Genomic DNA, 24,164 nt, shown 5'->3' with positions numbered 1-24,164 from the left:
ATTATGTTTACTTTGTCTTTACGGCTCCCATGCACGACACGGCGGAGCGGCTCAACCGCGCCCTTTAAGAAACGGCTGGCAGGACGGCGTGCCACCATGCCGTTCGTGGAGAAATTGGGCACGCCCCCATCGTACGATGCGGAACGGCGGAGGCAGATCGACCGGTTACAGGCTTCCGGCCAGACCTCGTTCGAAGTCCGCGATCCGCGCCAGCGCGTCTCGGCGGTGCGGCGCGGTGGCCCGCCGCTCCGTCAGTCCGTCCCCGAACAGGCCTGCCATCTTCAGATCATCGAGATGGCGATAGCCGATATGGCAGTCGCACGTGGGCCGGCTGCACGGCGTGGCGCGAAGCTTCGCCTCGAAATCGGCATCATAGATATTGCCGATCGGTATATCGATGAAGTGGCACCGCCGCGCCTCTCCATCGCCGCGTACGGATATCGCTGTATCGCCTGCCGCACAGGCCCGTCCGGCAGTCGCGTAGGCGCGGTTGTTAAGTTCGAACAGGGGATCGACGGCGGCCAGGCGCTCGATCTCCGCGTCCGAATAGCAACCCTGCAGGCCTTCCTCCGCGTTGATCCAAAGATAGGTCTCGGACGGCAATTCCGCCCGCAATCGTTCGATCGCGTCGAAATGATTGCGCAACGCGACCACACCGACGCTGTGCCTGATGCCCATCGCCGCCAGTTCGTGGATCTTGGCGACATATCGGGCTTGATCGGTCTCCCCGGGATGAAAGGTCGTCCACAGCGCCACGCGCTCGTTATTGCACCTCGCCAGCCAGTCGATCGCACCCGACAAGTTGGTCTGGATCGCCACCGTTTCCACCTGTGGCCAGTGCGACAGCCGCGTTATGGTCTCACGATAATAGCGCCGGATCAGCGCTTCGCCCCAAGGCGTGAACAGGATCGCCACCTGCCGCTTACGCCCGGCAACCCACTGCTCGAACCTTTCCAGGGCGGCACGATCGGCGGCGAGCGTAGCGCGGCTGTCCCTGCGCTTGGCGAAGGGGCAATAGCCGCACGCATAATTGCAACCGGAAAGCGGCCCGCGCCACAGGATCGAGAGCGTCGGCGGCACGCTCATGCGACGCTGGTCGCCCGCATCCGCGCACGCACCGCATCCGAATAGAAAAGCGGCGGGATCGAGTCCGAATGTTCGAGCCCCGCCGCCGTGGGGCGAAGCCAAGGCCCTTCGGCCACGATAAGTCCCATGTCGCCGAGACGATCGAGCTGGGGCAGCGCGGCCTGTGGCGCCACGCCGAACCGCGCTTCGAACCGTGCCGCATCCAGCCCGTCGCGGCGGAGGATCGACTTGAGCACGTAACGTCGCATCGCCTCATCTGCGTTCACGATGATCCCGTGATGCGCAAAACGGAAGGCGTCGGTCTCGATCGCCGCAAAATCGTCCAAAATGTTGAGCACGCCGCGACGCGTTACCGCATAGCGCGTCGAATAATGGGCGCGGCCGGTATAAGACCGGGCACCCGTACCGAGCCCCAGCACGCCATCTTCCTGACAGCTAAATTCGTTGCTGTTCGCGCTGTCGCGGGACGCGCGATGGAAAGCCCGCATCGAAACCTGTTCATAACCCTGCTCGCACAGCAGATCGCGCCCGATCCGATACAGCGCGCGCCGATGCTCGTCCTCAACCTGACTGCGCCGGTCGAGCCCGGTGCGCGGCCGCACATAAAGCGGGTACAGGAATATCTCCTCCGGCTGCCATTCGAGCGCGCGCCGCAGCGAATGGCGCCAGCTCGCCGGATCCTGATTTTCGGCGCCATAGATCAGATCGATGTTGAGCCGTCCAAAGCGGTACGCGCGGATGGTGTCGAGTGCGGCGGCAAGCGTCGCCGGATCCTGCGGCCGGCCCATCGCGCGCGTTTCCGCCTCGACGAAGGATTGAACGCCGATGCTGATCCGCTCGAACCCCCATTGTGCGAGCAGGGCGATTGTCTCGCTCGTGGCGGTCTTGGGCGACGTCTCGATGCCGGAGGGCAGCCGCCGCGGATCGGCATTCAGCCGTGACGCAATCGTCTCGAACAACGCTTCGAGCAGGGCCGGACCGAGCAATGTCGGGGTTCCGCCGCCGATGGCGAGTTGCACCGGATGCACCGAGCCAAGCTCATCGCGAACGGCATCGATCTGGCGGGTCAGCGCCGCGAGATAGCCCGCCACCCGGTCGTCATCGGGGTTGGCGGTGGTGAATAGATTGCAGAAGCCGCACCGCATCTCGCAAAACGGGATGTGCAGATACAGGAAGAGCCGGTCCAATCGCTCCCCGGCCCATAGATCGCGCAGGGGCAGCGGCGATGCGAACGCGCGATAGGCATTCTTGTGCGGATAGCCGTAGGCATAATCCTGATAGAGCGGCCCCAGATCGGCCGGATCCGCGCGTAGGATCGACGGCGCGAGGCTCATGCCGCCGTCTCACGATAGGGCAGGATCATCTGGGCATAGGGCACGTCCCACACGCTGGGATGGCCGATGCGGTGGCCATGATAGCCGTCCTCGCCGAACGCCGTGCCGTGGTCCGAGCACAGGATTGCCAGCACCGGCGCGCGCGCCTGCAGCGCCGCGAGCAGCGCCGGCACGTGCCGATCGACCTCGGCCAGCGCGGCACGCTGGCTGGCGGCGCTGTCGCACTCTTCCCCCGCATAAAAATGATGGGGCGGATGACAGGCGGCGATGTTGACGAACACGAACAGACGCTTGTCCGCCGGTTGCGCTGCGACGCGCTCGACCGCACGGGCCACCTGGTTGGCCGCCGAATCGCGGCAGGCGACGCCCAGCGATTCATCCCACCAGCTCTCGTCGAACAGGGCTGGCAGTACGGATCCCAGAGGCGATCGCTTGTTGAAGAAGCCCGTCCCGCCGATGCAGATCGTGTGATAGCCCTGCGCGGCAAAGCCCGACACGATGTCGGGCGTATCGAACACCAATGTGCCCGTGCCGGTCGTTTCGCTGCCCGGGAAGCGTGCCGCAAACAGCCGGTCGTGCCGATCTTGTGCGACGTCGCGTGGCTCCGCCGGTGTCGGCAGAAAGCCCGCGAAAAACGCCTGATGCGCCGCAAAGGTGAAGCTGGCCGGCGAATGCCGCAATTCCCACGCTCCATTCGGCAGAAGCCGGGCGAGATTGGGCGTTTCTCCTCGCGCCGCCGCTTCGGCCGCAACATCGTAGCGCAACGTATCCAAGGTCACGAACAACACATCGTGCGAGCCCAGGCAGGTGGTGGCATCGATCCAGCTCATGCGGCGGTCCGTGCGCCGGCTGCATAGCGCTGCGCAATCCGGTTCAGTTGTGCGCTGTAAGGGGTCTGGCCGCCCACGATCAGGTCCTTCACGAAATCACCGAATATGTTCGCCTCAAGCAGTCGGGATCGTCGGCCGTCATTCAGCACCGCAATATCGATGCCGATCGCGTCGCTCGCCGGGAATAACGCGGCTGCCCGCCAGGCCGACGTCTCGACTTCCGCCCACGCCGCCGCACCGATCCGCGCGATCAGGCGCGCGATCGGATATCGTGCGCCACCCAGATGCAGGTTCGTCATGGGATGCCGGCTCGTCCGCAGCACTGGAAACGCTTCGGCACCATCGACGCAGACGATCCGCACGTCGGCTACGTGTCCATCGATCGAGATTTTCGGCACCCACGCCTCGACATGCAGCCCTAACGGCCCGAGCCGATCGATAAGTCGGGCAATATCGCCGCAATCGGAGAGCCGACGTACGGCGCGCGTTGCCCGGACCCGGCCGTCCACCAACATAGCGGTGGTCAGCGCCCGCCATTGCGTACCGTGCCTGGCCAGGGCAACCATCGCCGCAGCTGCCGATCCGTGGCGCAGTTTGACGAAGACGCGCGAGCATGCCGCGGCGCGCATTGCATCGGCGAGTGCTTCAAACCCATGGATCGCGGGAAGCCCCCGCGGCGTCGCCAGCCCCGCCTTGTTGAATCGTGCGGCCGTGCGCGTCTTGTCGAACGCACAGGCGACATCCACCGCCTTTATCGAGATGTCCGCACCCGCTTCTTGGGCGATCCGCTCGGCCAGGGTGATTCCCGCCACCAGCCCGAATGCGAATTGGGCCGGCGATCCGACATCGCCCTGTGCCAGCATCGTCTCAATCCCCACCGGCACCGTCTCGATCCCGGTCGCAGCAGCCTCGTCGGCGCCGGCCGCAAGCACGGCCGCGATCGCGCGCACATCCTGATCGGGCGTATCGATCCGAAGATAGCCGCCCGGCGATAGCATCCGCTGCAATCGCTCCGGTGCAGCCAGGAACTTGTCCCAGCTCAGAACGGCCGGCACCCAGCCAAACCGATCGATGCAGGCCTGTGCAAAGGCGTCGTGCCGCGGGCCCGATACCGGCCCGAGCACGACCAGATGCCTGTGGGGAAAGGTCACGTCGCCAGCCGCGCGATTATTCTCCAACCGCAACGTAATAATGCTTCTCGCCGTCCCACTCATCCACTTCCTCTGCGTCGTCGGCGACCAGGTTTGGAGTTGCGCGACGCAACAGAGCGACACCTTCCGGGCTCACATAATGATGCGAGATATCGAGCTTCTCGAGCTTGCCCAGCCGCCCCGATTCAGCCAGCGCTTTCGCGCCCGCATCGGTCAGTGTCCCCATCGACAGGTCAAGCGTCTTGATCCGGTCGAGCAGCGGTGCGGCGACCAGCGCCTGAGCGATCGCATCGCTATATTCGCTGTTGCGGAGTCCCAGCGTCTCCAGCTTCGGGAAAAGCTTATCCCCGAAAAGATCGCTGAAATCCTCGACCGAGCTGTCCGCACCATAATCCTCGGCCCCCAGCCACAGCTCCAGATGGCGGATCGGGGCGTTTACGGCCAGCGCTTCATGCAACAGCGCCCGCGACATGCCGCCTGTCTGAATGACCAAAGTGTCCAGATGCTCATGATCGATCCGGCCCAGCCGCAGCCCGTTGCCGCCGCGCACCCAGAATTGTGAAAGCCGGGGAAATGCGCCCCACATCGCCCCATAGTCGGTCTGCTCGATCCAGCTAATCTCATTCTCTTCGGATATGATATCGCCGAAGAACAGCGCGTCGATTGCCGGCAGCTTGTCCTTTTCCGCGATCAGCAATTCGACCGCGGTTGTTGGCCGCACCTCGTAGGTCTCGCCGCTCTCGGACCAGAGCCCGAATACCAGTGCACTGGTCGCCGCTACGCCATCCGCCTTCAGCATCGTCGCGAGCAGATCCTGCAACGAATCGTCGCTATCATATTCACAGCGCAGCCGCGGCGCGACGCGGCTGAAATCGCCAATGTCCCCGGCCGTTTTGAAGTCGACTACCGGCTTGCCCGCAAAAACTTCCAGATTGCCGCTAACGGTCATTGTGCTTCTTCTCCCGTGATCTCGCAGGAACTTCGGCGAAGGCTGCGGCGCAAGTCAACGACAGGGCGATGACAGGAGGTCAGGATACCGTGACCCGCGAAAATCGGGGGACGCACGGCCTGCCTGCATGCGCCCCTTCATTGTCAAAAACAGAGATATTCGGCCGACTTTAGTGCCGCGGCTTGATGATCAGAATGTCCAGATCGCGGTTCGGCCGCCAGTTGCTGTGCCGCACCTCGAACCGCGTGGGTGAAATCTTGCGGACACCATCCGCGCAGAAGCTGATCAGATTCTCTGGCGCCCCCTTGTCGACAACCAGACTGAAATTTCCGATCGGCGCCCGCCAGTTGGCGCCTGTTGTCAGGATATATTGAACGCGAACTTCCGGAAGTGCCGCATACTCGGCCCCGGCGGCGCGCGCGAATTTGTCGACACCGGCCAGGAATGCCGCATCGGTGCAGTAACGGGCGATATACGCTTTGCCCTCCGCACCGCTGCGGAAACCGCGCATGGTGAGCGCAGTGCCGATACTCCCTCCCGTGCCGGGCACGTAAATATGCTCGACGGCCAACTCACGCCCGGCGGGAAATAGCTGCGTCCAGTGATAGGTGCGGCGGACGGTCCAGGCCGCCACAAGATGGCGCCGGGCGTCGGCCCGGTCTCCGCCATCCTGCGTCGCCAGTCCAAGCGCCAGCAACCGGTCCTGATCGGCCCTGGCCAGCTGATTGAGGCGCGTGTCAGGATCTTCCAGCGGCACCTTCAGCGGCGCGAGCATCGCGGTATGGTCCTTGCCGTTCAGCACGGCTCTCACCTCAAGCGCCATCGTGACGGGCTTGCCCGCGACGCGAGTCACGAAGTCGTGCGGATAGGCGACGTCCCCATAATCCCGGTTGGCAAGGTCCTCGTCGGGCATGGGGAAACCCACGACGGTGTGAACATCCTTGTCGGTGCGATTGTGAAAGACGTAGCTGACCCGAACCTTGTTCGGAGACACATACAGATCCTCCGCAACCATATCGATCGCATCGGTTTTGCGCAGGACAAGTCCGCCCGCACCCATCTCCGCAGTGCTGTCATTGGCCAATGCGGGCAAGACGAGAAGCGCGCCTAGCGCGAGCGACATAAGCTTGTTCATGCCGGCTGATCGCACAGCCAATTGCCGACAGCCAGGAAGAAGCAGAACAGAGGCCGGGGTGGCAGCGGATGACGTCTCAGCGGGCCGCAAGGCATACATCGGCGCCACAGCGAACGCGCGCACACGATGACGACGCTTCGCGCAAGCTGAAACCCCGACTGCTCAGCCGCTATCAGGGCAGGGCGAAGTGAACATTTTGCTGGATGATTAGGAACGTAAAGTTTATTGGACAGTTGCGCTGACAGAAGGACCGCGTGCCACATAAGTCTGTAACGGAGAGACGACGAATGACGCATTCAGAATCGACGCCCCGTATTGGCAAGATGGCGCTTTGCGTCGCCGCTTCCGTGCTGGCGCTGTCCGCTTGTTCGAAGAAGGCCCCGGACACGGCCGCCACCACCCCGCCCACCGAAACCGCTAGCACGAGCGCGCCGGCCGCACCGGCAGCGGCCGCCCCGGCGGCGGCACCAGCCGCGGACAACACGGACACCGAAAGCGGCGTCAAATATGCCAGCTACACCGGTGACGCGGACAAGGGCAAAGGCGTGTTCGTCACCTGCCAGACCTGCCATTCGATCGACGCCGGGGTGAACAAGATCGGCCCGTCGCTCCATGGCGTCGTGGGACGCAAGGCGGGTTCGATTGCCGGCTACAGTTATTCGGCCGCGAACAAGTCGAGCGGCATCACCTGGACCCCCGAAAAGCTGTTCCAATATCTTGAAGATCCGCAGCATGTCGTGCCCGGCACCAAGATGACCTTCGCCGGCTTCTCCGATCCGCAGAAGCGTGCCGACGTCATCGCCTATCTGAAGACCAACTCCTGATCTCGAGGATACCGACCTAGCCCGGGGGCCGCGGTCGCCGGGCTAGGTCGGCGAGATGTATCGGAAAAGACAGGAGCAGCAGGAGCGCGATCCAGCGCCAGTCCAGCTGGGTGAGCGCGCAGCGTAATGCGAGCATCATAAGCGCGCCGGGGCCAAGTCGCAGCAGCGCATCCCTGACCCGCCAACCGCGTCTTGTCGTCAGCCAGACGAATTCGACCACCATCACGCCAAGCACGAAATCCGCCGCATGTCCGCTGGCGAACATTCCTGCCATGGCCGTCAATAAAATGGCCCGTTCAAGCGCACGATGATCATATTGAGATAGCCGGCAAAGGTGACCCAGGCCAGATAGGGCAGCAACAGCATCGCGCCAGGCATCGAGCGCCGCCAGATGACGATGATGAGCGCCGCAACCGACACCCACAGCGCGAGCACTTCGACCACAGCCCAATCGGGGCGGTGCAGGCGGAAGAATAACAGGCTCCACAGGATGTTCAGGAAACCGTTGAGCGCGAACAGACCGAGCAACCATTCGCGCTCGCGCCAAGTCGGCATGGCGAGCCAGCCGGTGACCCCGGCTATCGCGGTGAGGGCGTAGATCGCGGTCCACGCCACGCCATAGACGGCGTCGGCCGGCGCCCAGCGCGGCTGGACCAAGCTATGATACCATGGACCGATCTCGGTAATCGTCATGCCCAGCATCGCCACCACCAGCGCGATCAATCCGGCGATTACGACCGGCATCAACCAGGCTCGGCTCATAATCGGTCAGCCCGCCGTCTGCATAAGGTGCCGCATGTCTTTCATGAAGATACGCAGATAGGCGAGCGGCTTGGCATAGACCAAGCGTTTGTCCATGTAGGCGGGCCAGATCAGAGACTGCACGTCGCGGTCCTCGCACATTGCCACGAAGCGCTCGCGGCGCCGATCGTTGCGGTACCAGAAATGCTGCATGATCCCAAGAATCCAGAATACCTGCCCGTGCGCGCGCATGAAGCGGCGGCGCGCCTGCGCCAGCGCTTTCGGGTTGCCCGAGGCCAGGAAAGCGCCGACCGCCCGGGCCGTCTCGCGTCCGGCGGTCATCGCATAATAAATGCCCTCGCCGGATGCCGGCGCGACCACCCCGGCGGCGTCGCCGGTAACGACGACGTCGCGGCCATTGTCCCACTTGCGCAGCGGCTTGAGCGGGATCGGCGCCCCTTCACGGCGGATTGTGTCACAGCCGTCGAGGCCCTCGCGAACGCGCAGCCGGGCGACCGCGTCGCGCAAGGCGAAGCCCTTATTAGCGCTGCCGACGCCGACGCTGGCGGTGTCGCCATGCGGAAAGACCCAGGCGTAGAAGTCGGGCGACAGCGCAGCCTGATAGAAGACGTCACACCGCTCACGATCGAATGCACCATCCGCAACAGAGGGCGACCGGATCACCTCGTGATAGGCAAACACGCACGGCATATCAGCGGCGTCAGCCAGCGTGGCGCGCGCGACGCGCGAGCGCGCGCCGTCGGCGCCGATCACGCAGCGGGTGGCCACGCGCTGTTCCGGCCCGCCACGCGCATCGGCAAAGACGACGACCGGGCGGCCCTGCTCGTCGCGCTCGATCCGGTCAAACGTGCCGGTGCGGCGCTCGGCCCCGGCCAGGGCGGCACGCGCGCGCAGCCATTCGTCGAACGTGTCGCGATCGACCATTCCGACAAAGCCGTCGCCGACCGGCATATCCACTTCATGATCGGACGGCGCGATCATCCGCGCGGCGCGCGCACGGCCGACGATGAGGTGGCCAGGGATCGCGAAATCGGCGATCAGCCGCGGCGGGATCGCGCCGCCGCACGGCTTGATGCGCCCGCCGCGGTCAAGCAGCAGCACATGGTGTGCGGCGTTCGCCAGGTCGCTCGCCGCGGTCGCGCCCGACGGCCCGCCACCGACCACGACGCAGTCATAGATCATGCCGGCTTGCCCGCTACCGGCATTTGCGGTGCGGATGATTGACGTCGCACCGCGAGCGAGGCGGCGGCCAGGAACAGCAGGCTTTCCGCGCCGAACACGATCATGAAGGTGTCGGGCGTCGATCCGATCAGCGCGCGGCCGGTATCCACGCCGACCGCGCCGATCAGGCCGCCCAGCCCGAAGGCGATCGCCTGTGCCGCGCCCCACACACCCATGCGGATGCCCTCGCGTCCGCCTTCCCCGCCGCCGGCCAATCCCATCATCGCGCCGATCGCCGCGACGGCGAACACGCCGTTGGCGAAACCCAGCGCGGCGATGTTGGCGGCAAGAGGCCAAGCGGGACCGACCCGCGCGGCCAGCGCCAGACCGCCCAGCGCCAGCGCCGAGCCCACGCAGCCGCCGACGATCCAGCGGCGCATGCTTGCGGGATTCCGTCCGAACGCGCTGCCGCCGACACCCACGACGATCATGCCGAGCAGTACGCCGCCATGCTGGATACCCGACAATTGCGTCGACTGGCCGGGCGTGAAGCCGAACAGCAAACCGGCAAAAGGTTCGAGGATCAGATCCTGCATCGAGTAAGCCAGCATCGACAGAAAGACGAATATGGTAAACTGGCGGGCATCGTCGTCGGCCAGCATTTCGCGCAGCGCCGCGCGAAAATCGGGTTCAGGGGACGTAGGCTCTACGGATGCTGGAGCCGTCTTACCCTCGACTCCCGCTACCGCAAGCAACGTCAGCGCGAACGCGCCGCCGGCAATGCATTCGACGACCATTGTCAGCCGGCCTAACGAAAACGGATCGATCAGGGCGCCTGCGACGCCAGCGGTCACCACGATCCCGGCAACCATCATGATCCACGTGATCGATGCCGCCGCAGCGCGACGTTCCGGTGCCACGCGCGTCGCGAGCAGCGCGAGCAGCGACGTTCCCGCCGCGCCGACGCCGGCGCCGATCATCGCAAAAGCGAAAATGGCGAGCGCGTAACCCCAGACCGAGCCCGCGGCGAGCAGTCGGAGCGCATCGACTGCCAGCAGCGCCCCCAACGCCAGCGCGCCCATGCCGGAGACGATCCATGTCGTCCGCCGCCGCCCGCGATCCGAGCCATGACCCCAAACCGGGCGCGACAGCTGGACAGCGTAATGCCAAGCGACGAGCCCAGCGGGTAAAGCGGCCGGCAGCGCGTATTCGACGACCATGACGCGGTTGAGCAAGGACGTCGCCAGCATCACGATCGCGCCGATCGCGCTCTGCACCAGCCCCAATCGCACGATGCCGACCCAGCCCAGCGGCGCCATCACAGGCCCACGACTCCGCCCAGGCCAAATGCGGTCGCCAGCATTCCCACCACATAGGCGCTGGTGCCGGTGGCATTGTACCAGGGCGCGAGCGCGGCGGGATCGCGCAACAATCGCGCCATCAGCCCGATTTGCGCGGCCAGCAGAATGGCCACGATCGCGGCAACGAGATGATGCTGCCAATGCCATAGCAATAGGACGACGATGATTTGCGGAATGACCATCACGACGCACGCAATGCGCGCCGCAGGCACAATGCCGAGGGTTGCGGGCAACGACCGGACGCCCGTCGCGCGATCGCCCTGGACCGCCTTGAAATCGTTGAGCGTCATGATGCCGTGGGCGCCGAAGCTGTAGAGCGCGAGGACAATCAGCACATAGGGCGAAGGGAGTGCCCCGGCCATCACGCTCGCTCCGGTGAACCAGGTCAGCCCCTCATAGGTGAACGCCACCACGGCTGGGCCCCAGATGCCGCTGACCTTCAGGCGCACCGGCGGCGCGCTATAGGCCCAGGCGCAGGCCAGACCGAGACACGTCGCCGCGAATACCCACAGACCGGTCACCAACGCCACCATGAGCGACAGCAAGGTGCCGGCGACGGCGATCCAAAGCCCCCAACGGCCGGCGATCCTTCCGGACGGGATCGGCCGATGCGGTTCGTTGATCGCGTCGACATGACGGTCGAACCAATCGTTGACGGCTTGGCTCGTCCCGCAGACCAGCGGGCCCGTCAGCAAGATCCCCGCGATAAAAAACGGCCAGCGATCGGCCAGCGATATGCCCGACGAAACGACACCGCAGATGAAGGCCCAAATGGGCGGGAACCACGTTACCGGTTTGAGCAGTTCGAGTATGTCGCGCGGAGCGGGGAACGGCCTTGCAACGATGGGGGCGCTCGAACCGTCCATCCCCAATGACTAAGCTTGACGCCATAGAGCGTCAAATCAAATTGACGCACTCGCCCGCTGCTGAGCTCAGCTGTCGCCCGGAACGAGGTTGCCGAGCCCGTGACGATGGAGCTTGGAATACAGGCTTTGGCGGCTGACGCCGAGAACCTCGGCAGCCGACGCGCGATTGTCCGACGTGTAGGTCAATGCAGCCTCGATGCAGAGGCGTTCAATGAGATCGGTGCTCTCCCGCACGATCTCCTTGAGTGACATCCGACCGACCAGTTCAGTCAGTTGCTCCACCGAGCGCGGCACATCGCGCGGCGCAAGCGGCGCATCGCGTAGGCGGCGCCCGACGTTGCGGATCGTGAAGCCGTAGCAGGCGCTGCCGGCCATCGCCGCGACAACGCCGGAAATCTCGATTTCCTCGATCGTTCCGGCGGCACCGCGCAAGATGGTGGACACGTTGCGGACCGAACCATGCTCGCGGAGCTGGCTGACGATCAATTCGAGGTCGATCCCCGGCCGGCCGAGCCATCCGCCCAGCCTGGAACCGATGACTCGATCGATGGAAGGCAGTTCGGTCAGTTCCAGAAACGACGCGTTCGCGGTAAGGACGTTCAGGTCGCGATCGACCAGCACGAACGCATCGGGCATCCGTTCGACGACCTCGCCGAGGGTCGTGTCAAAACGATGGCCCGAAATCGCTCCATCGGCGGGTTCGATGCGAATGATGAGCAAGGGCGTCTGCGCCTGACGAAACAGCCGCGCCGAAATCTTGGCATCGCCGCGCCGATCCGCCAGTCGCAATACGACCGGCGCCAGATCGTCGGCCGATTTTGCAGCGCCCAGATGGGCGACGAAATCATCGCGATGGTCGACTTCTACGATGCTCGTGACCGGATTGCCGATCAGTGCGCCCTCGGCCGCATCAAGCAGCCGGTGCGCGGCCGGATTGGCCTCGCGGATACGACGTGTCTCGACATCGACGATCAGCACGGGCTCCGACGCCATGTCGAACAACAAGCGGTAGCGGGTTTCAGCTTGGCGCAGACGGAGATAGTCGCGTTCGAGCGATTGCTGCGTCTGCAACAAACGCTGCTGTACCGCCGCCACCCCGCGCATGTCGCGGCCGATTGCGATCAGCCGGCCCGGTTCACCGAGCGCCATCACCAGATACCGGACCGGTACGTCGCCGCCTGCGGCCGGATGATTGACCTGACGCCAACGTGGCGGCGCGTTACTCGCCGCCTCGGCCAGCATCTCGGCGACCTTGGGACGGCTTTCGACCGTCATGGTATCGATCCAGGATTCGCCGACCCAGTCGGCAAAACCGTGATTGGCGAGATCGCCTTGGGAAACCGCCATATCGAGAATCTTGCCTGTTTCGGACAGGACGAAGGTGACGTCACCGACAGCAGCAAGCAAAGAGGCAGCGACGCTCGCAGACAACGGCCCCGGCATGGCATCGGGAGCCTTGAAAGCCGTCTGACGGGACGGGGCGATATGCTTGTTCATAAACGAGCGCCGCACTCCACCTCAATTACAAATAGCAGCCCCCCGTTCGCGTTCACGGACGAGTTCCACCGCCACCTTCAGTGCCACCTTCGCATCGTGCGCAGTGCCGTCGGCACCGGATTGCACGGCAAGCTGGGGGTTCGCACTGAAAACCCTGCCCCCCACCATGACGCACACCGACGGATTGCGCGAAACGCTCCGCAAGGCCGCGATGATGGAAGGCAAGCGCGCGATATGGCAGTCGCAACTGATCGTCAATCCGACGATATCGAACCAGTCATCGGATACACGCTTCAGCAGGTCCGCGGTTTCAACCTCGCTGAGACGGTCGGTGATCCACCCGTCGAGCCTGAACACCTCCTCGACGACCACCGTGCCGAAATTATGCTGGTCCCCGGGCATCGAAGCGAACAAGGCGCGATGCCCCCGCATACCGTGCGCGCGATCGGCCGGGAAGCGACCGGCGATTTCGTAGACAACCTCTTGCAGACGCCAGAGCCCCATCGTCACGTCGACAAAGTCGCAGCGGTCGTCTTCCCAAAGTTCGCCAAGCAATCGCGCGGTCGGCGCCAGAAGATCGACCATCACGGTATCGACGGCGACACCGCGGGCTAGAATGCTCTCGATATACGCGAGCACAGAATCTGCCTCGACTTGCATCACGAGGGGCGCCAGCGCTTCGACCTCGGCGAAATCGATATATTCGGTAATTTCGGGCGATGCGGCCTCCGGCATCACAGTCGCGGGCGCGACTGTTGCGTGAGCGATCATCAGCCGCGGGATGATCTCGCTTTCGATCAGGGTCGACAGCGATTGCGTATTGTCTAACGCGACATGGAAGCCGCCAAGTCTGCTGGCTCCGCGCGCGAAGCTGGGCCCGGCCCGATCGCGGCCGATATATGGTGCGCGCCCTTGCAATCGCATCGTCGACGCCATCACCAGCTCTCCCAGCCTGGTTGGACACGCTTCGCAACTATAAGCAGGGACGCGGATTTTTCCGCCCGCCCCGCGACTCGCAGCGTATGCCTCTTCAGCGTGTATGACAACCGCCAAACCAATGCAGCTTAAGCGAAGTGTCAATTCTTTTGGACGTCAGTTTCAGTTGACACTTGTCGATGGGCTGGCTTAGTCTTCTCCCGAAATAGCTTGGGGCAGGCGGGAAGCGATGCGGGCGAACGACCCTTCCTTCACGGAGAGAAAGGCAGGCGGCCCCGCCCCGCTCTACACGCCCGAACAGCGGCGCCGCCGCGACTCGTCGCTCTGGACCCTCGTCCAAGGCATATTGGCACCGATCCAGTTTGTTATCTTTCTCACCAGCCTCGCGCTGGTGCTGCGCTACCTCGCCACGGGCGAAGGCGCGGCCGCAGCGACAGTGTCGATCTTGGTCAAGACCTGTGCGCTCTATCTGATCATGATCACCGGATCGGTCTGGGAAAAGGTCGTCTTCGACAAGTGGTTGTTCGCCTCGGCCTTCTTTTGGGAAGACGTGTTCAGCATGGTCGTGCTGGCGTTGCACACCGCCTATCTGATCGCGCTGACATGGGGGATCGGCACCGAGCGTGAACGGATGGTGCTGGCGCTGGCCGCCTATGCGACATACGCGATCAACGCGACGCAGTTCCTCCTCAAGCTGCGCGCCGCGCGGCTGCAAGGCACCACCCCGCCGCCGACGTTCGCGGTGGCAGGATGACCCCCCCTTTCTCCGCCGCGTCGCTCGGGTGCGAATCCGCTCCCGTCTTGCGCGAGCGGGGACAGCGCGAAGTATTTTGCGGACTGACCGGGATCATCTGGCTGCACCGCAAGGTACAGGACGCTTTCTTCCTGGTGGTTGGATCGCGCACCTGCGCGCATCTGCTCCAATCCGCGGCCGGGGTGATGATCTTCGCCGAGCCGCGCTTCGGCACTGCCATCATCGAGGAACGCGACCTTGCGGGGATGGCCGATTGTAACGAGGAGCTCGACCGCGTCGTCGACCGCCTGCTCGGGCGGCGGCCCGATATCAAGCTGCTGTTCCTGGTCGGGTCGTGCCCGTCGGAGGTGATCAAGCTCGACTTGTCGCGCGCCGCAGCGCGGCTCTCGGTCAAGCATGCCGGAACCACCAAGATCCTCAATTACTCGGGATCGGGCATCGAGACGACCTTCACCGAGGGCGAGGATGCCTGCCTCGCCGCGTTGGTGCCCGACCTGCCAACCGACACCTCCGAAACCCCGAGCCTGATGATCGTCGGCGCGCTGCCGGATGTCGTCGAGGACCAGTTCACCCGGCTGTTCGCTGATCTCGGCATCGCCACCGTTCGTTGGCTGCCCGCACGCCGCGCCAGCGACATGCCGCCGGTCGGCGTGACCACCCGTTTCCTTCTGGCGCAGCCGTTTCTCGGCGAAACCGCGCGGGCGCTCGAAGATCGCGGCGCTCGGCGGCTCGACGCGCTGTTTCCATTCGGTGCGGAAGGCACGACCAACTGGCTCCACGCCGCCGCCGTCGCATTCGGCATCGACGAGATGCATTTCCGCCGCATCATTGCGCCGGGCCGCGAGCGCGCCAAGCGGGCGATCGCCCATTCGGGTGAGCGGCTGGGCGGCAAGCGTATCACCTTCCTGCCCGACTCGCAGCTCGAAATACCGCTCGCGCGGTTCCTCGCGACCGAATTGAATATGATCCCGGTCGAGGTCGGCACGCCTTACCTCCACCGCCGGCACCTGGCGCAGGAATTGGCCTTGCTGCCCGTCGACACGCTGATCAGCGAAGGCCAAGACGTCGACAAGCAACTCGATCGAGTCCGCGCCGCCAAGCCCGACCTCACCGTCTGCGGCCTCGGTCTCGCCAACCCGCTCGAGGCGGAAGGCCTGACGACCAAATGGGCGATCGAGCTGGTATTCTCGCCGATCCACGGCTTCGACCAGGCGGGCGACCTTGCCGAACTCTTCGCGCGGCCGCTGCGGCGTCGCGACGTGCTGAGGCTCTGATGTCGGCGTCCGCCCTCCTGTCATTCGCCCGCTGCGCGCCATGCAGCTGACCGTCTGGACATATGAGGGACCGCCCCACGTCGGCGCGATGCGGATCGCGACCGCGATGGAGGGCGTCCATTACGTGCTTCATGCACCGCAGGGCGACACGTATGCCGACCTGCTGTTCACGATGATCGAGCGCCGCGGCAAGCGCCCGCCGGTCACCTACACCACGTTCCAGGCGCGCGACCTTGGCAAGGACACCGCCGAACTGTTCCAGGCCGCGGCGCGCAACGCTTATGCGCGGTTCCATCCGCAGGCGATGCTGGTCGGCGCGTCCTGCACCGCGGAGCTGATCCAGGACGATCCTGCCGGGCTTGCCGAGGCGATGCGTTTGCCCTGCCCTGTCGTCGCGCTGGAATTGCCGAGCTATCAGCGCAAGGAGAATTGGGGCGCGGCCGAAACCTTCTACCAGCTGGTGCGCACGCTCGCGGACAAGGATGCCCGCCCGACGCCGCGCGACGGCCGCCGTCCCCGCGCCAACCTGCTCGGCGCGACCGCGCTGGGGTTCCGCCACCGCGACGACGTGATCGAAGTCACCAGGTTGCTCGGCATGCTGGGCATCGACGTCAACATTTCCGCCCCGCTCGGCGCAACGCCGGCCGATCTCGCGCTGCTCGGCGAGGCTGATTTCAACATCTGCCTCTATCCCGAAATCGCCGACACCGCCTGCCGCTGGCTCGAAAAGACGTTCGGGCAACACACTGTCCGCACCGTCCCTATTGGCCACGCCGCGACGCGCGACTTCATCACCGAGGTCGCCGCAATCGCCGGGGTCGATCCCGCCCGCGCGCTCGACAGCTCGAACCTGCCGTGGTGGACCCGCTCGGTCGATTCAACTTACCTGACCGGCAAGCGCGTCTTCATCTTCGGCGACGCGACCCATGCCGTCGCCGCCGCCCGCGTGGCGCGCGACGAGCTGGGGTTCGAGGTGGTCGGGCTCGGCTGTTACAACCGCGAATTCGCCCGCGATGTTCGGGAGGCGGCGAAACTGTACGGCGTCGAGCCGCTGATCACGGACGATTATCTCGCCGTTGAGGACGCAATCCAGGCGCTTCAGCCGGAACTGGTGCTCGGAACCCAGATGGAGCGCCACGTCGCCAAGCGGTTGAGCATTCCCTGCGCGGTGATTTCGGCGCCGGTCCACGTCCAGGATTTCCCGGCGCGCTATTCCCCGCAAATGGGTTTCGAAGGCGCGAACGTACTGTTCGACACCTGGGTACATCCGCTGACGATGGGTCTGGAAGAGCATCTGCTGACGATGTTCCGCGACGATTTCGAGTTTTCGGACGACGCCGGGGCGTCGCATCTCGGGCACGGCAAGCCAGCCGCGCCCTCGTCCGTTGCTCCCGAGCCGGAACTCGTTGCAGAGCTCGCGGTGGTCGATGGCAAGTTGTGGACCGACGATGCCGAACGGGAACTCGGCAAGATTCCCTTCTTCGTGCGCGGCAAGGCGCGCCGCAACACCGAGAAGTTCGCCGCCGAGCAAGGCCTGGCGACGATCACGCTCGACACGCTCTATGACGCAAAGGCGCATTATGCCCGGTAGCGCGCCTCTGCACGTCGTGATCGTGACCCTCGACAACCATCTGTCGGGCGCCGCCGAACGTGCCGCGGCGCGGTTCGCCAAGGACGGGTCGAACATCACGATCGGCTTCCACGCCGCCGCCGACTGGGATCGCGACGCGGGCGCGCTCAACCGCTGCATCGCCGACATTGCGCGCGGCGACGTCGTCATCGCGACGATGCTGTTCCTCGACGATCATATCCGCGCCGTACTACCCGCACTGGAAGCCCGCCGCGAGGCATGCGCGGCAATGTTGGGACTTATGTCCGGTGCGGAGATCGTCAAGCTGACACGGCTGGGCGATTACCGCATGGACAGGCCGGCAAAGGGCCCGCTCGCTCTGCTCAAGCGTCTGCGCGGCTCGTCCAAGCCCGGGGCTTCCTCGGGCGCGGGGCAGATGAAGATGCTGCGGCGTCTGCCCAAGATCCTGCGCTTCATTCCCGGCACCGCGCAGGATGTGCGCGCCTATTTCCTGACGCTGCAATATTGGCTCGCCGGATCGGACGACAATGTCGTCAATATGATCCGGGCGCTCGCCAACCGCTATGCCGCGCACGATATCCGCGCTGAGGCGCCGCGGGACTATCCGGATGTGGGCCTCTATCACCCGGCTATGGCGGGCCGGATGGCCGAACGGATCGAGGCGCTGCCCAAAGCAAGCGCCGCGACCGGCACGGTCGGGCTGCTGATGCTGCGCTCCTATCTGCTCGCGCGCGACACCGGACATTATGACGGCGTGATCGCGGCGTTCGAGGCCAGGGGGCTGCGGGTCGTGCCGGCGTTCGCCAGCGGGCTGGATTCGCGGCCGGCGATCGAGAAATTCTTCCTGAAGGATGGCGCGGCGACGGTCGATGCGATCGTGTCGCTGACCGGGTTCAGCCTGGTCGGCGGCCCTGCCTATAACGACGCCGCCGCCGCGGAGGCGATGCTCGCGCAGCTCGACATACCTTATGTCGCGGCACACCCGATCGAATTTCAGTCGCTCCAGCAATGGGGCGCGAGCCGCCAGGGCCTGCTGCCGATCGAGGCGACCATGATGGTCGCCATCCCCGAACTCGACGGCGCCGTGCTGCCGAGCGTGTTCGGCGGGCGCGCGGATGGGTCGGGCGAGGCCTGTACCGGGTGCGGGCGGCGCTGCACGTTCCCGAGCGCCGGGCTGGTGCGCGAAATGCAATCATGCCCCGAGCGGGCCGAGGCACTCGCCGCCAAAGTCGTCAAGCTCGTCAGGCTGCGGCGTTCCGAACGGGCACAACGCAAGCTTGCGATCGTGCTGTTTAACTTCCCGCCCAATGCCGGTGCGACCGGCACCGCCGCCCACCTCGCAGTATGGGAATCGCTTCACGCGACACTGACCAAGCTTTCGGGCGAAGGCTATACGGTTGATGTTCCCGCCGACGTCGATGCGTTGCGCGATGCCGTGCTCCACGGCAACGCCGCGCGGTACGGCGCCGACGCCAACGTTCATGTTCGCATTCCCGCCGACGATCATGTCCGCCGCGAGCTGCATCTCTCGGCGATCGAGGCGCAATGGGGCCCGGCGCCCGGCAAGCAGCAGGGCGATGGCGGCACCATCCATGTGCTTGGCGCGCAATTCGGCAGCATCTTCGTCGGCATCCAGCCGGCCTTTGGCTACGAAGGCGACCCGATGCGGCTGCTGTTCGAAGGCCGCTTCACCCCAACCCATGCGTTCAGCGCTTTCTACCGCTGGCTGCGTGAGGATTTCGCCGCCGACGCCGTGCTCCATTTCGGCACCCACGGCGCGCTGGAATTCATGCCGGGCAAACAATCCGGGCTGACCGCCGATTGCTGGCCCGAGCGGCTGATCGGCGACCTCCCCAACATCTATCTCTACGCCGCGAACAATCCGTCCGAGGGGCTGATCGCCAAGCGGCGGGCGGGCGCGACATTGGTCAGCTATCTGACCCCGCCCTTGGCGCAGGCCGGGCTCTACAAGGGGCTTTGCGACCTTAAAGCCTTGCTTGAACGCTGGCGGACGTCGTCTTCGGATACAGAGCGCGCTGCGCTGGAACCCATGATCGCGGCCTCGGCAGAAACGCTCGACCTCGACTGCGGCGACATTACCGCATTGTCGGCCAAACTCTACGAAGTTGAGCGTGAACTGATCCCGCAGGGCCTCCATGTTCTTGGATCGGCGATGTCGGACGAGACCCGCGCGCAGATGATCGCGGCGGGCGCCGACGCGGATATCCCGACCGATAATTGCGAACTCGACGCACTGGTTCATGCGCTTGATGCGAAGTTCGTACGCCCCGCACCCGGTGGCGACGTCATGCGCAATCCGAAGGTGCTGCCAACCGGGCGCAACATCCACGGTTTTGACCCGTTCCGCATCCCCGGCACCTTCGCGATCGCCGAGGGCATGCGCCAGGCGCACGACGTGATCGAGCGCCACATCGCCTCGGGCGCGACCTTCCCCGAGACGCTGGCGATGGTGCTGTGGGGCACCGACAACCTCAAGTCGGAGGGGACGCAGATCGCACAGGCGATGGCGCTGATCGGGGCGCGGCCGCGGTTCGACGGGTTTGCGCGGCTGGCCGGCGCCGAACTGATCCCGCTGGCGGAGCTGGGCCGCCCGCGGATCGATGTCATCGTCACGCTATCGGGGATCTTCCGTGACCTGCTGCCGATCCAGACGAGGATGATCGCGGAGGCAGCGTGGCTCGCGGCGTCCGCGGACGAGCCGCTCGACCGGAACTTCGTCCGCAAGCACAGCCTGGCCCACGCCGCCAAGCACGACTGCGACCTCGAGACCGCGGCGCTGCGGGTCTTTTCGAACGCGGAAGGGTCATATGGCGCCAACGTGAACATGCTGATCGACGACGGCGCGTGGAGCGACCCCGACGAGATCGCGGAAGTGTTCGAGCGCCAGAAGGGCTATGCCTATGGCCGCACCGGCGCGCCCGCCCGGCAGGCCGATCTGCTCAAGTCCGCCCTAGCTGGAGTCGATCTCGCCTATCAGAATCTCGACTCGGTCGAACTGGGCGTCACCGACATCGACCATTATGTCGATGCCCTGGGCGGCATCAGCCGGTCGATCACCCGCGCCAAGGGTTCGTCCGCGCCGATTTACATCGTCGACGCGACGCAGGGCGCGACCAAGGTCCGCACGCTGGCCGAACAGGTCGATCTCGAAACCCGCACGCGCATGCTCAATCCCCTGTGGTACGAGGGCATGCTCAAGCATGGCTTCGAAGGTGTGCGCAACATCGAGGCGCACGTTACGAACACCATGGGCTGGTCGGCGACGACCGGCGAGGTGTCACCCTGGATCTACGAGCGGATCAGCGAGACCTATGTGCTCGACGCGGAAATGCGCGAGCGGCTTGCCTGTCTCAATCCCAAAGCGTCGGCGCGCGTCGCCAACCGCCTGATCGAAGCGAGCGACCGGCAATTCTGGACGCCGGACGCGGCGACCTTGGCCGCGCTGCACGCAGCCAGCGACGAACTCGAAGACCGCCTCGAAGGCGTCACCGCGGTGGCAGCATAAGGAAGAGATGATGGCCCTGCTCGATCCCCCCACCCGCCTCCACGATCCGATCGGCCTTGACGGAGAGGGTAGTCTGCAGGTGGCCCTCGACCCGGCCGACAAGATCGGCACCGCCAAGGTATTCGCAGTGTATGGCAAGGGCGGGATCGGCAAGTCGACCACGTCGTCCAACCTGTCCGCCGCCTTCTCGCTGCTCGGCAAGCGCGTGCTGCAGATCGGCTGCGACCCCAAGCATGACAGCACTTTCACACTGACTAAGAAATTGATGCCGACCGTCATCGACGTGCTCGAGACGGTGGAGTTCCACGCCGAGGAATTGCGCCCCGAGGACTATATGTTCGAAGGGTATAACGGCGTGATGTGCGTCGAAGCAGGCGGCCCGCCCGCGGGCACCGGCTGCGGCGGCTATGTGGTCGGACAGACGGTCAAGCTGCTGAAGCAACATCATCTGCTCGAGGAGACCGACGTCGTACTGTTCGACGTACTAGGCGACGTCGTGTGTGGCGGCTTCGCCGCGCCGCTGCAGCATGCCGAGCGGGCGGTGGTCGTCGCGTCGAACGATTTCGACAGCATCTTCGCGATGAATCGCATCGTCGCGGCGATCAAGGCGAAAGCAAAAAACTACGACGTGCGGATGGCGGGAGTCATCGCCAACCGCTCGGCGGCGACCGACGAGATCGACCGGTTCAACGCCGCTACCGGGCTGAAGACGTTGGCACATTTTCCCGATCTCGATGCGATACGGCGCAGCCGTCTTAAGAAATGCACCTTGTTCGAGATGGAGCAGACGCCCGAGGTCGCCGCCGCCTGTGACGAATATAAGCGCCTCGCTGCGCTGATGTGGGCCGGCTGCGACGCGCTCGACGCGAACCCGATGAAGGACCGCGACATCTTCGAGTTTCTGGGGTTCGAATGATGGCGAGCGCCCCCTTCTCCCCCACCTATGACGATCGCCGCGGCCGGCTGGAGGCCTATTTCGACCGCACCGCATCCAAGACCTGGGAACGGCTGACCTCCGACGCGCCGGTCAGCGGCATCCGCGCCACGGTTCGCGCCGGGCGCAACCGTATGCGCGATGTCTTGCTGTCGTGGTTACCGATCAACATGACCGGCTTGCGGTTGCTCGATGCCGGATGCGGCACCGGCGCCCTGGCAATCGAAGCCGCGCAGCGCGGCGCCGAAGTGGTCGCGATCGACGTCGCCGCCAGCCTGGTCCATGTCGCACGCGACCGGGCGCCGCCAGGCCTCAACATCGACTGGCGGGTCGGCGATATGCTCGACGCCGACCTTGGCTGGTTCGATCATGTCGTCGCGATGGATTCCCTGATCCATTACCAAGCGTTCGACATCGTCGAGGTTCTGCGCAATCTGTCCGATCACACGGACGGCTCGCTGCTGTTCACGTTTGCGCCGTCGACCAAACCGCTGGCCCTGATGCACGCCGTCGGCAAGCTGTTCCCGCGCGCCGACCGCGCACCCGCGATCGAACCTGTGCGCGAGCAGCTGCTGCGCTTCCTGATCGCCAATGCCATGCCGGCGGCGCGGACAGGTCGCGGCGAGCGCGTTGCGAGCGGCTTCTATACGAGCCATGCGCTGGAGGTGCTGCCAGGATGAGCCAGATGGCATCCTTGAAGGCTTCGTTGGCCCCCCGGGCAACAGCCCAGGGCGCTGCGGTTCCGGGCCGGCTTGCCGCCTTGAAGAATGGCAGCTTCTGGAACCGGGTCGGTACGCGCTTCCTGCCGTTTGCCGATGCCGCGACAGAGGATTTGCCGCTGGGGCGGATCCTCAGACTCTCGCTGTTTCAGGTATCGGTCGGGATGGCGGCAGTGCTCCTGACCGGCACGCTGAACCGGGTGATGATCGTCGAACTCGGCATGTCGGCCAGCCTGGTCGCGGCGATGGTTTCGCTGCCCCTGCTGTTCGCGCCATTGCGCGCGTTGATCGGGTTCAAGTCGGACCATCACGCGTCGCTGCTCGGCTGGAAGCGGGTGCCCTATATCTGGTTCGGCACGCTGCTGCAGTTTGGTGGATTGGCGATCCTGCCATTCGCGTTGCTGGTAATGTCGGGCAGCGGCACCGGACCGGCATTCGTCGGGCATCTTGGCGCCGCGTTTGGTTTCCTGATGGTCGGTGCGGGAATGCATACGACGCAAACCGCGGGACTTGCGCTCGCGACCGATCTCGCACCGGAGCATGCCCGCCCGCGTGTCGTAGCCCTGCTCTATGTCATGCTGCTGATCGGCACGCTGATCAGCGCGATCGTGATCGGCCGGCTGCTCGCTGATTTCACGCCGACCAAGCTCGTCCAGATCGTGCAGGGCGCCGCGGCACTGACGATGATCCTCAACATCACCGCGCTGTGGAAGCAGGAGGCGCGCAACCGCGCGGCAACCGCCAGCCGCAACGCGGTGCCGGCGTTCCGCGACGTATGGGCGGTCTTCGTCGCCCGCCCCCGGACGATGCGGCTGCTGGTTGCGATCGGGCTGGGTGCAGCGGCGTTCAGCATGCAGGACGTGCTGCTCGAGCCCTATGGCGGCCAGATCCTCGGCCTCACGGTTGGTGCGACCACGTCGCTGACGGCGCTATGGGCAATGGGCATGCTGATCGGGTTTGCGTTTGCCGCCCGACGGCTTGGCGATGGCGGCGAGCCGCACCGACTGGCGGGCTTCGGCGGCGTCATCGGGATCGGTGCCTTTCTGTTCGTACTGTTCGCCGGTCCGCTCCATTCGATCGCGCTGCTGGGCAGCGGCGCGACGCTGATCGGGCTGGGCGCAGGATTGTTCGCAGTCGGCACGTTGACGGCGGCGATGGCGATCACCGACGACGACGCGCTCGATGGCCGTACCGGACTGGCGTTGGGCGCCTGGGGTGCTGTGCAAGCCAGTTGCGCCGGTCTCGCGATCGCGCTCGGTGCGTTCATCCGCGACACCGTTTCCTCGGCGGCAGTGGCGCGTGACCTCGGCACGACGCTGGCCGACCCCTTCACCGGATATGCCTTTGTTTACTGTATCGAAATTGCGTTGCTGATCAGCACAATCGTGGCGCTAGGGCCTTTGGTGCGCGGGCGTGGCCCCGATCCTGTTTCTGCCCCGACCCGTTTCGGCCTCAGCGAATTTCCGATCTGAAA

At 65.0% G+C, this 24,164-nt stretch carries 21 protein-coding genes; 8 read left to right on the top strand and 13 right to left on the bottom strand.

The window, feature by feature from the left end:
- Positions 1–165: 165 nt before the first annotated feature.
- The 6 genes from ACSBM8_RS08040 to ACSBM8_RS08015 all read right to left on the bottom strand — a co-directional run bounded on the left by ACSBM8_RS08040 (position 166) and on the right by ACSBM8_RS08015 (position 6,485).
- On the bottom strand, positions 166–1,086 hold the full coding sequence (locus ACSBM8_RS08040) for an STM4011 family radical SAM protein (RefSeq protein ID WP_442681110.1): 921 nt from the start codon (positions 1,084–1,086) through the stop codon (positions 166–168).
- Positions 1,083–2,420: an STM4012 family radical SAM protein gene (locus tag ACSBM8_RS08035; protein ID WP_442681109.1), complete on the bottom strand. Its 1,338-nt coding sequence runs from the start codon at positions 2,418–2,420 to the stop codon at positions 1,083–1,085. Before ACSBM8_RS08035 ends, ACSBM8_RS08040 begins: the two co-directional genes overlap by 4 nt.
- Positions 2,417–3,250, bottom strand: a complete 834-nt coding sequence (locus tag ACSBM8_RS08030; protein WP_442681108.1) for an STM4013/SEN3800 family hydrolase — start codon at positions 3,248–3,250, stop codon at positions 2,417–2,419. The genes ACSBM8_RS08035 and ACSBM8_RS08030 overlap by 4 nt, the downstream gene beginning before the upstream one ends.
- Positions 3,247–4,434, bottom strand: a complete 1,188-nt coding sequence (locus ACSBM8_RS08025; RefSeq protein ID WP_442681107.1) for an STM4014 family protein — start codon at positions 4,432–4,434, stop codon at positions 3,247–3,249. Before ACSBM8_RS08025 ends, ACSBM8_RS08030 begins: the two co-directional genes overlap by 4 nt.
- The gene (locus ACSBM8_RS08020; protein WP_442681106.1) at positions 4,418–5,350 is read right to left on the bottom strand and encodes an STM4015 family protein; all 933 of its coding nucleotides are present in this window, start codon (positions 5,348–5,350) and stop codon (positions 4,418–4,420) included. Before ACSBM8_RS08020 ends, ACSBM8_RS08025 begins: the two co-directional genes overlap by 17 nt.
- A 169-nt stretch (positions 5,351–5,519) precedes the next feature.
- Complete coding sequence (locus ACSBM8_RS08015; RefSeq protein ID WP_442681105.1) at positions 5,520–6,485, bottom strand: DUF4424 family protein; 966 nt, start codon at positions 6,483–6,485, stop codon at positions 5,520–5,522.
- A 287-nt stretch (positions 6,486–6,772) separates the two neighbouring features.
- Here ACSBM8_RS08015 and ACSBM8_RS08010 point away from each other — a divergent pair, with 287 nt between their 5' ends.
- Complete coding sequence (locus ACSBM8_RS08010) at positions 6,773–7,309, top strand: c-type cytochrome (RefSeq protein ID WP_442681104.1); 537 nt, start codon at positions 6,773–6,775, stop codon at positions 7,307–7,309.
- A gap of 16 nt (positions 7,310–7,325) precedes the next feature.
- Here the strand turns inward: ACSBM8_RS08010 and ACSBM8_RS08005 are convergent, their stop codons facing one another.
- From ACSBM8_RS08005 to ACSBM8_RS07975, 7 genes are all read right to left on the bottom strand, one after another.
- A complete protein-coding gene (locus ACSBM8_RS08005; protein ID WP_442681103.1) occupies positions 7,326–7,583 on the bottom strand; it encodes a hypothetical protein in 258 nt (85 codons plus the stop codon).
- A gap of 5 nt (positions 7,584–7,588) precedes the next feature.
- Positions 7,589–8,053: a TspO/MBR family protein gene (locus ACSBM8_RS08000; RefSeq protein ID WP_442681102.1), complete on the bottom strand. Its 465-nt coding sequence runs from the start codon at positions 8,051–8,053 to the stop codon at positions 7,589–7,591.
- A 24-nt stretch (positions 8,054–8,077) separates the two neighbouring features.
- Positions 8,078–9,253 carry a geranylgeranyl diphosphate reductase gene (locus tag ACSBM8_RS07995; protein ID WP_442681101.1) on the bottom strand — a complete coding sequence of 392 codons (1,176 nt, stop codon included), beginning with the start codon at positions 9,251–9,253 and terminating at the stop codon, positions 8,078–8,080.
- Positions 9,250–10,551 (bottom strand): BCD family MFS transporter, encoded by a 1,302-nt coding sequence (locus ACSBM8_RS07990; RefSeq protein WP_442681527.1) that lies wholly within the window; start codon positions 10,549–10,551, stop codon positions 9,250–9,252. The genes ACSBM8_RS07995 and ACSBM8_RS07990 overlap by 4 nt, the downstream gene beginning before the upstream one ends.
- On the bottom strand, positions 10,551–11,459 hold the full coding sequence (chlG, locus tag ACSBM8_RS07985; RefSeq protein ID WP_442681100.1) for a chlorophyll synthase ChlG: 909 nt from the start codon (positions 11,457–11,459) through the stop codon (positions 10,551–10,553). Before chlG ends, ACSBM8_RS07990 begins: the two co-directional genes overlap by 1 nt.
- A gap of 66 nt (positions 11,460–11,525) precedes the next feature.
- On the bottom strand, positions 11,526–12,956 hold the full coding sequence (ppsR, locus tag ACSBM8_RS07980) for a transcriptional regulator PpsR (protein WP_442681099.1): 1,431 nt from the start codon (positions 12,954–12,956) through the stop codon (positions 11,526–11,528).
- Between the two features lie 21 nt (positions 12,957–12,977).
- Positions 12,978–13,691: a cobalamin B12-binding domain-containing protein gene (locus tag ACSBM8_RS07975; RefSeq protein ID WP_442681098.1), complete on the bottom strand. Its 714-nt coding sequence runs from the start codon at positions 13,689–13,691 to the stop codon at positions 12,978–12,980.
- Between the two features lie 430 nt (positions 13,692–14,121).
- On the opposite strand from ACSBM8_RS07975, the gene bchF reads away from it, so the two are divergent.
- Genes bchF through ACSBM8_RS07940 form a run of 7 tightly spaced genes read left to right on the top strand, consistent with a single transcriptional unit; the run spans position 14,122 to position 24,162 of the window.
- On the top strand, positions 14,122–14,646 hold the full coding sequence (gene bchF / locus ACSBM8_RS07970) for a 2-vinyl bacteriochlorophyllide hydratase (protein ID WP_442681097.1): 525 nt from the start codon (positions 14,122–14,124) through the stop codon (positions 14,644–14,646).
- Positions 14,643–15,920, top strand: a complete 1,278-nt coding sequence (locus tag ACSBM8_RS07965; RefSeq protein WP_442681096.1) for a ferredoxin:protochlorophyllide reductase (ATP-dependent) subunit N — start codon at positions 14,643–14,645, stop codon at positions 15,918–15,920. Before bchF ends, ACSBM8_RS07965 begins: the two co-directional genes overlap by 4 nt.
- A 40-nt stretch (positions 15,921–15,960) precedes the next feature.
- Positions 15,961–17,511, top strand: coding sequence for a ferredoxin:protochlorophyllide reductase (ATP-dependent) subunit B (gene bchB / locus ACSBM8_RS07960; protein WP_442681095.1), 1,551 nt, complete (start codon positions 15,961–15,963; stop codon positions 17,509–17,511).
- Complete coding sequence (locus ACSBM8_RS07955; RefSeq protein WP_442681094.1) at positions 17,501–21,037, top strand: magnesium chelatase subunit H; 3,537 nt, start codon at positions 17,501–17,503, stop codon at positions 21,035–21,037. Before bchB ends, ACSBM8_RS07955 begins: the two co-directional genes overlap by 11 nt.
- A gap of 10 nt (positions 21,038–21,047) precedes the next feature.
- Positions 21,048–21,953, top strand: a complete 906-nt coding sequence (gene bchL / locus ACSBM8_RS07950) for a ferredoxin:protochlorophyllide reductase (ATP-dependent) iron-sulfur ATP-binding protein (RefSeq protein WP_442681093.1) — start codon at positions 21,048–21,050, stop codon at positions 21,951–21,953.
- Positions 21,953–22,651, top strand: coding sequence for a magnesium protoporphyrin IX methyltransferase (gene bchM, locus ACSBM8_RS07945; RefSeq protein WP_442681526.1), 699 nt, complete (start codon positions 21,953–21,955; stop codon positions 22,649–22,651). Before bchL ends, bchM begins: the two co-directional genes overlap by 1 nt.
- Complete coding sequence (locus tag ACSBM8_RS07940) at positions 22,648–24,162, top strand: BCD family MFS transporter (RefSeq protein ID WP_442681092.1); 1,515 nt, start codon at positions 22,648–22,650, stop codon at positions 24,160–24,162. Before bchM ends, ACSBM8_RS07940 begins: the two co-directional genes overlap by 4 nt.
- The last annotated feature ends 2 nt before the right edge of the window (positions 24,163–24,164 follow it).

It is taken from the genome of Sphingomonas sp. ASY06-1R, from assembly GCF_052180265.1.
Classification (GTDB): Bacteria; Pseudomonadota; Alphaproteobacteria; order Sphingomonadales; family Sphingomonadaceae; genus Sphingomonas_I.
This window is presented reverse-complemented; position numbering and strand designations above follow the sequence as displayed.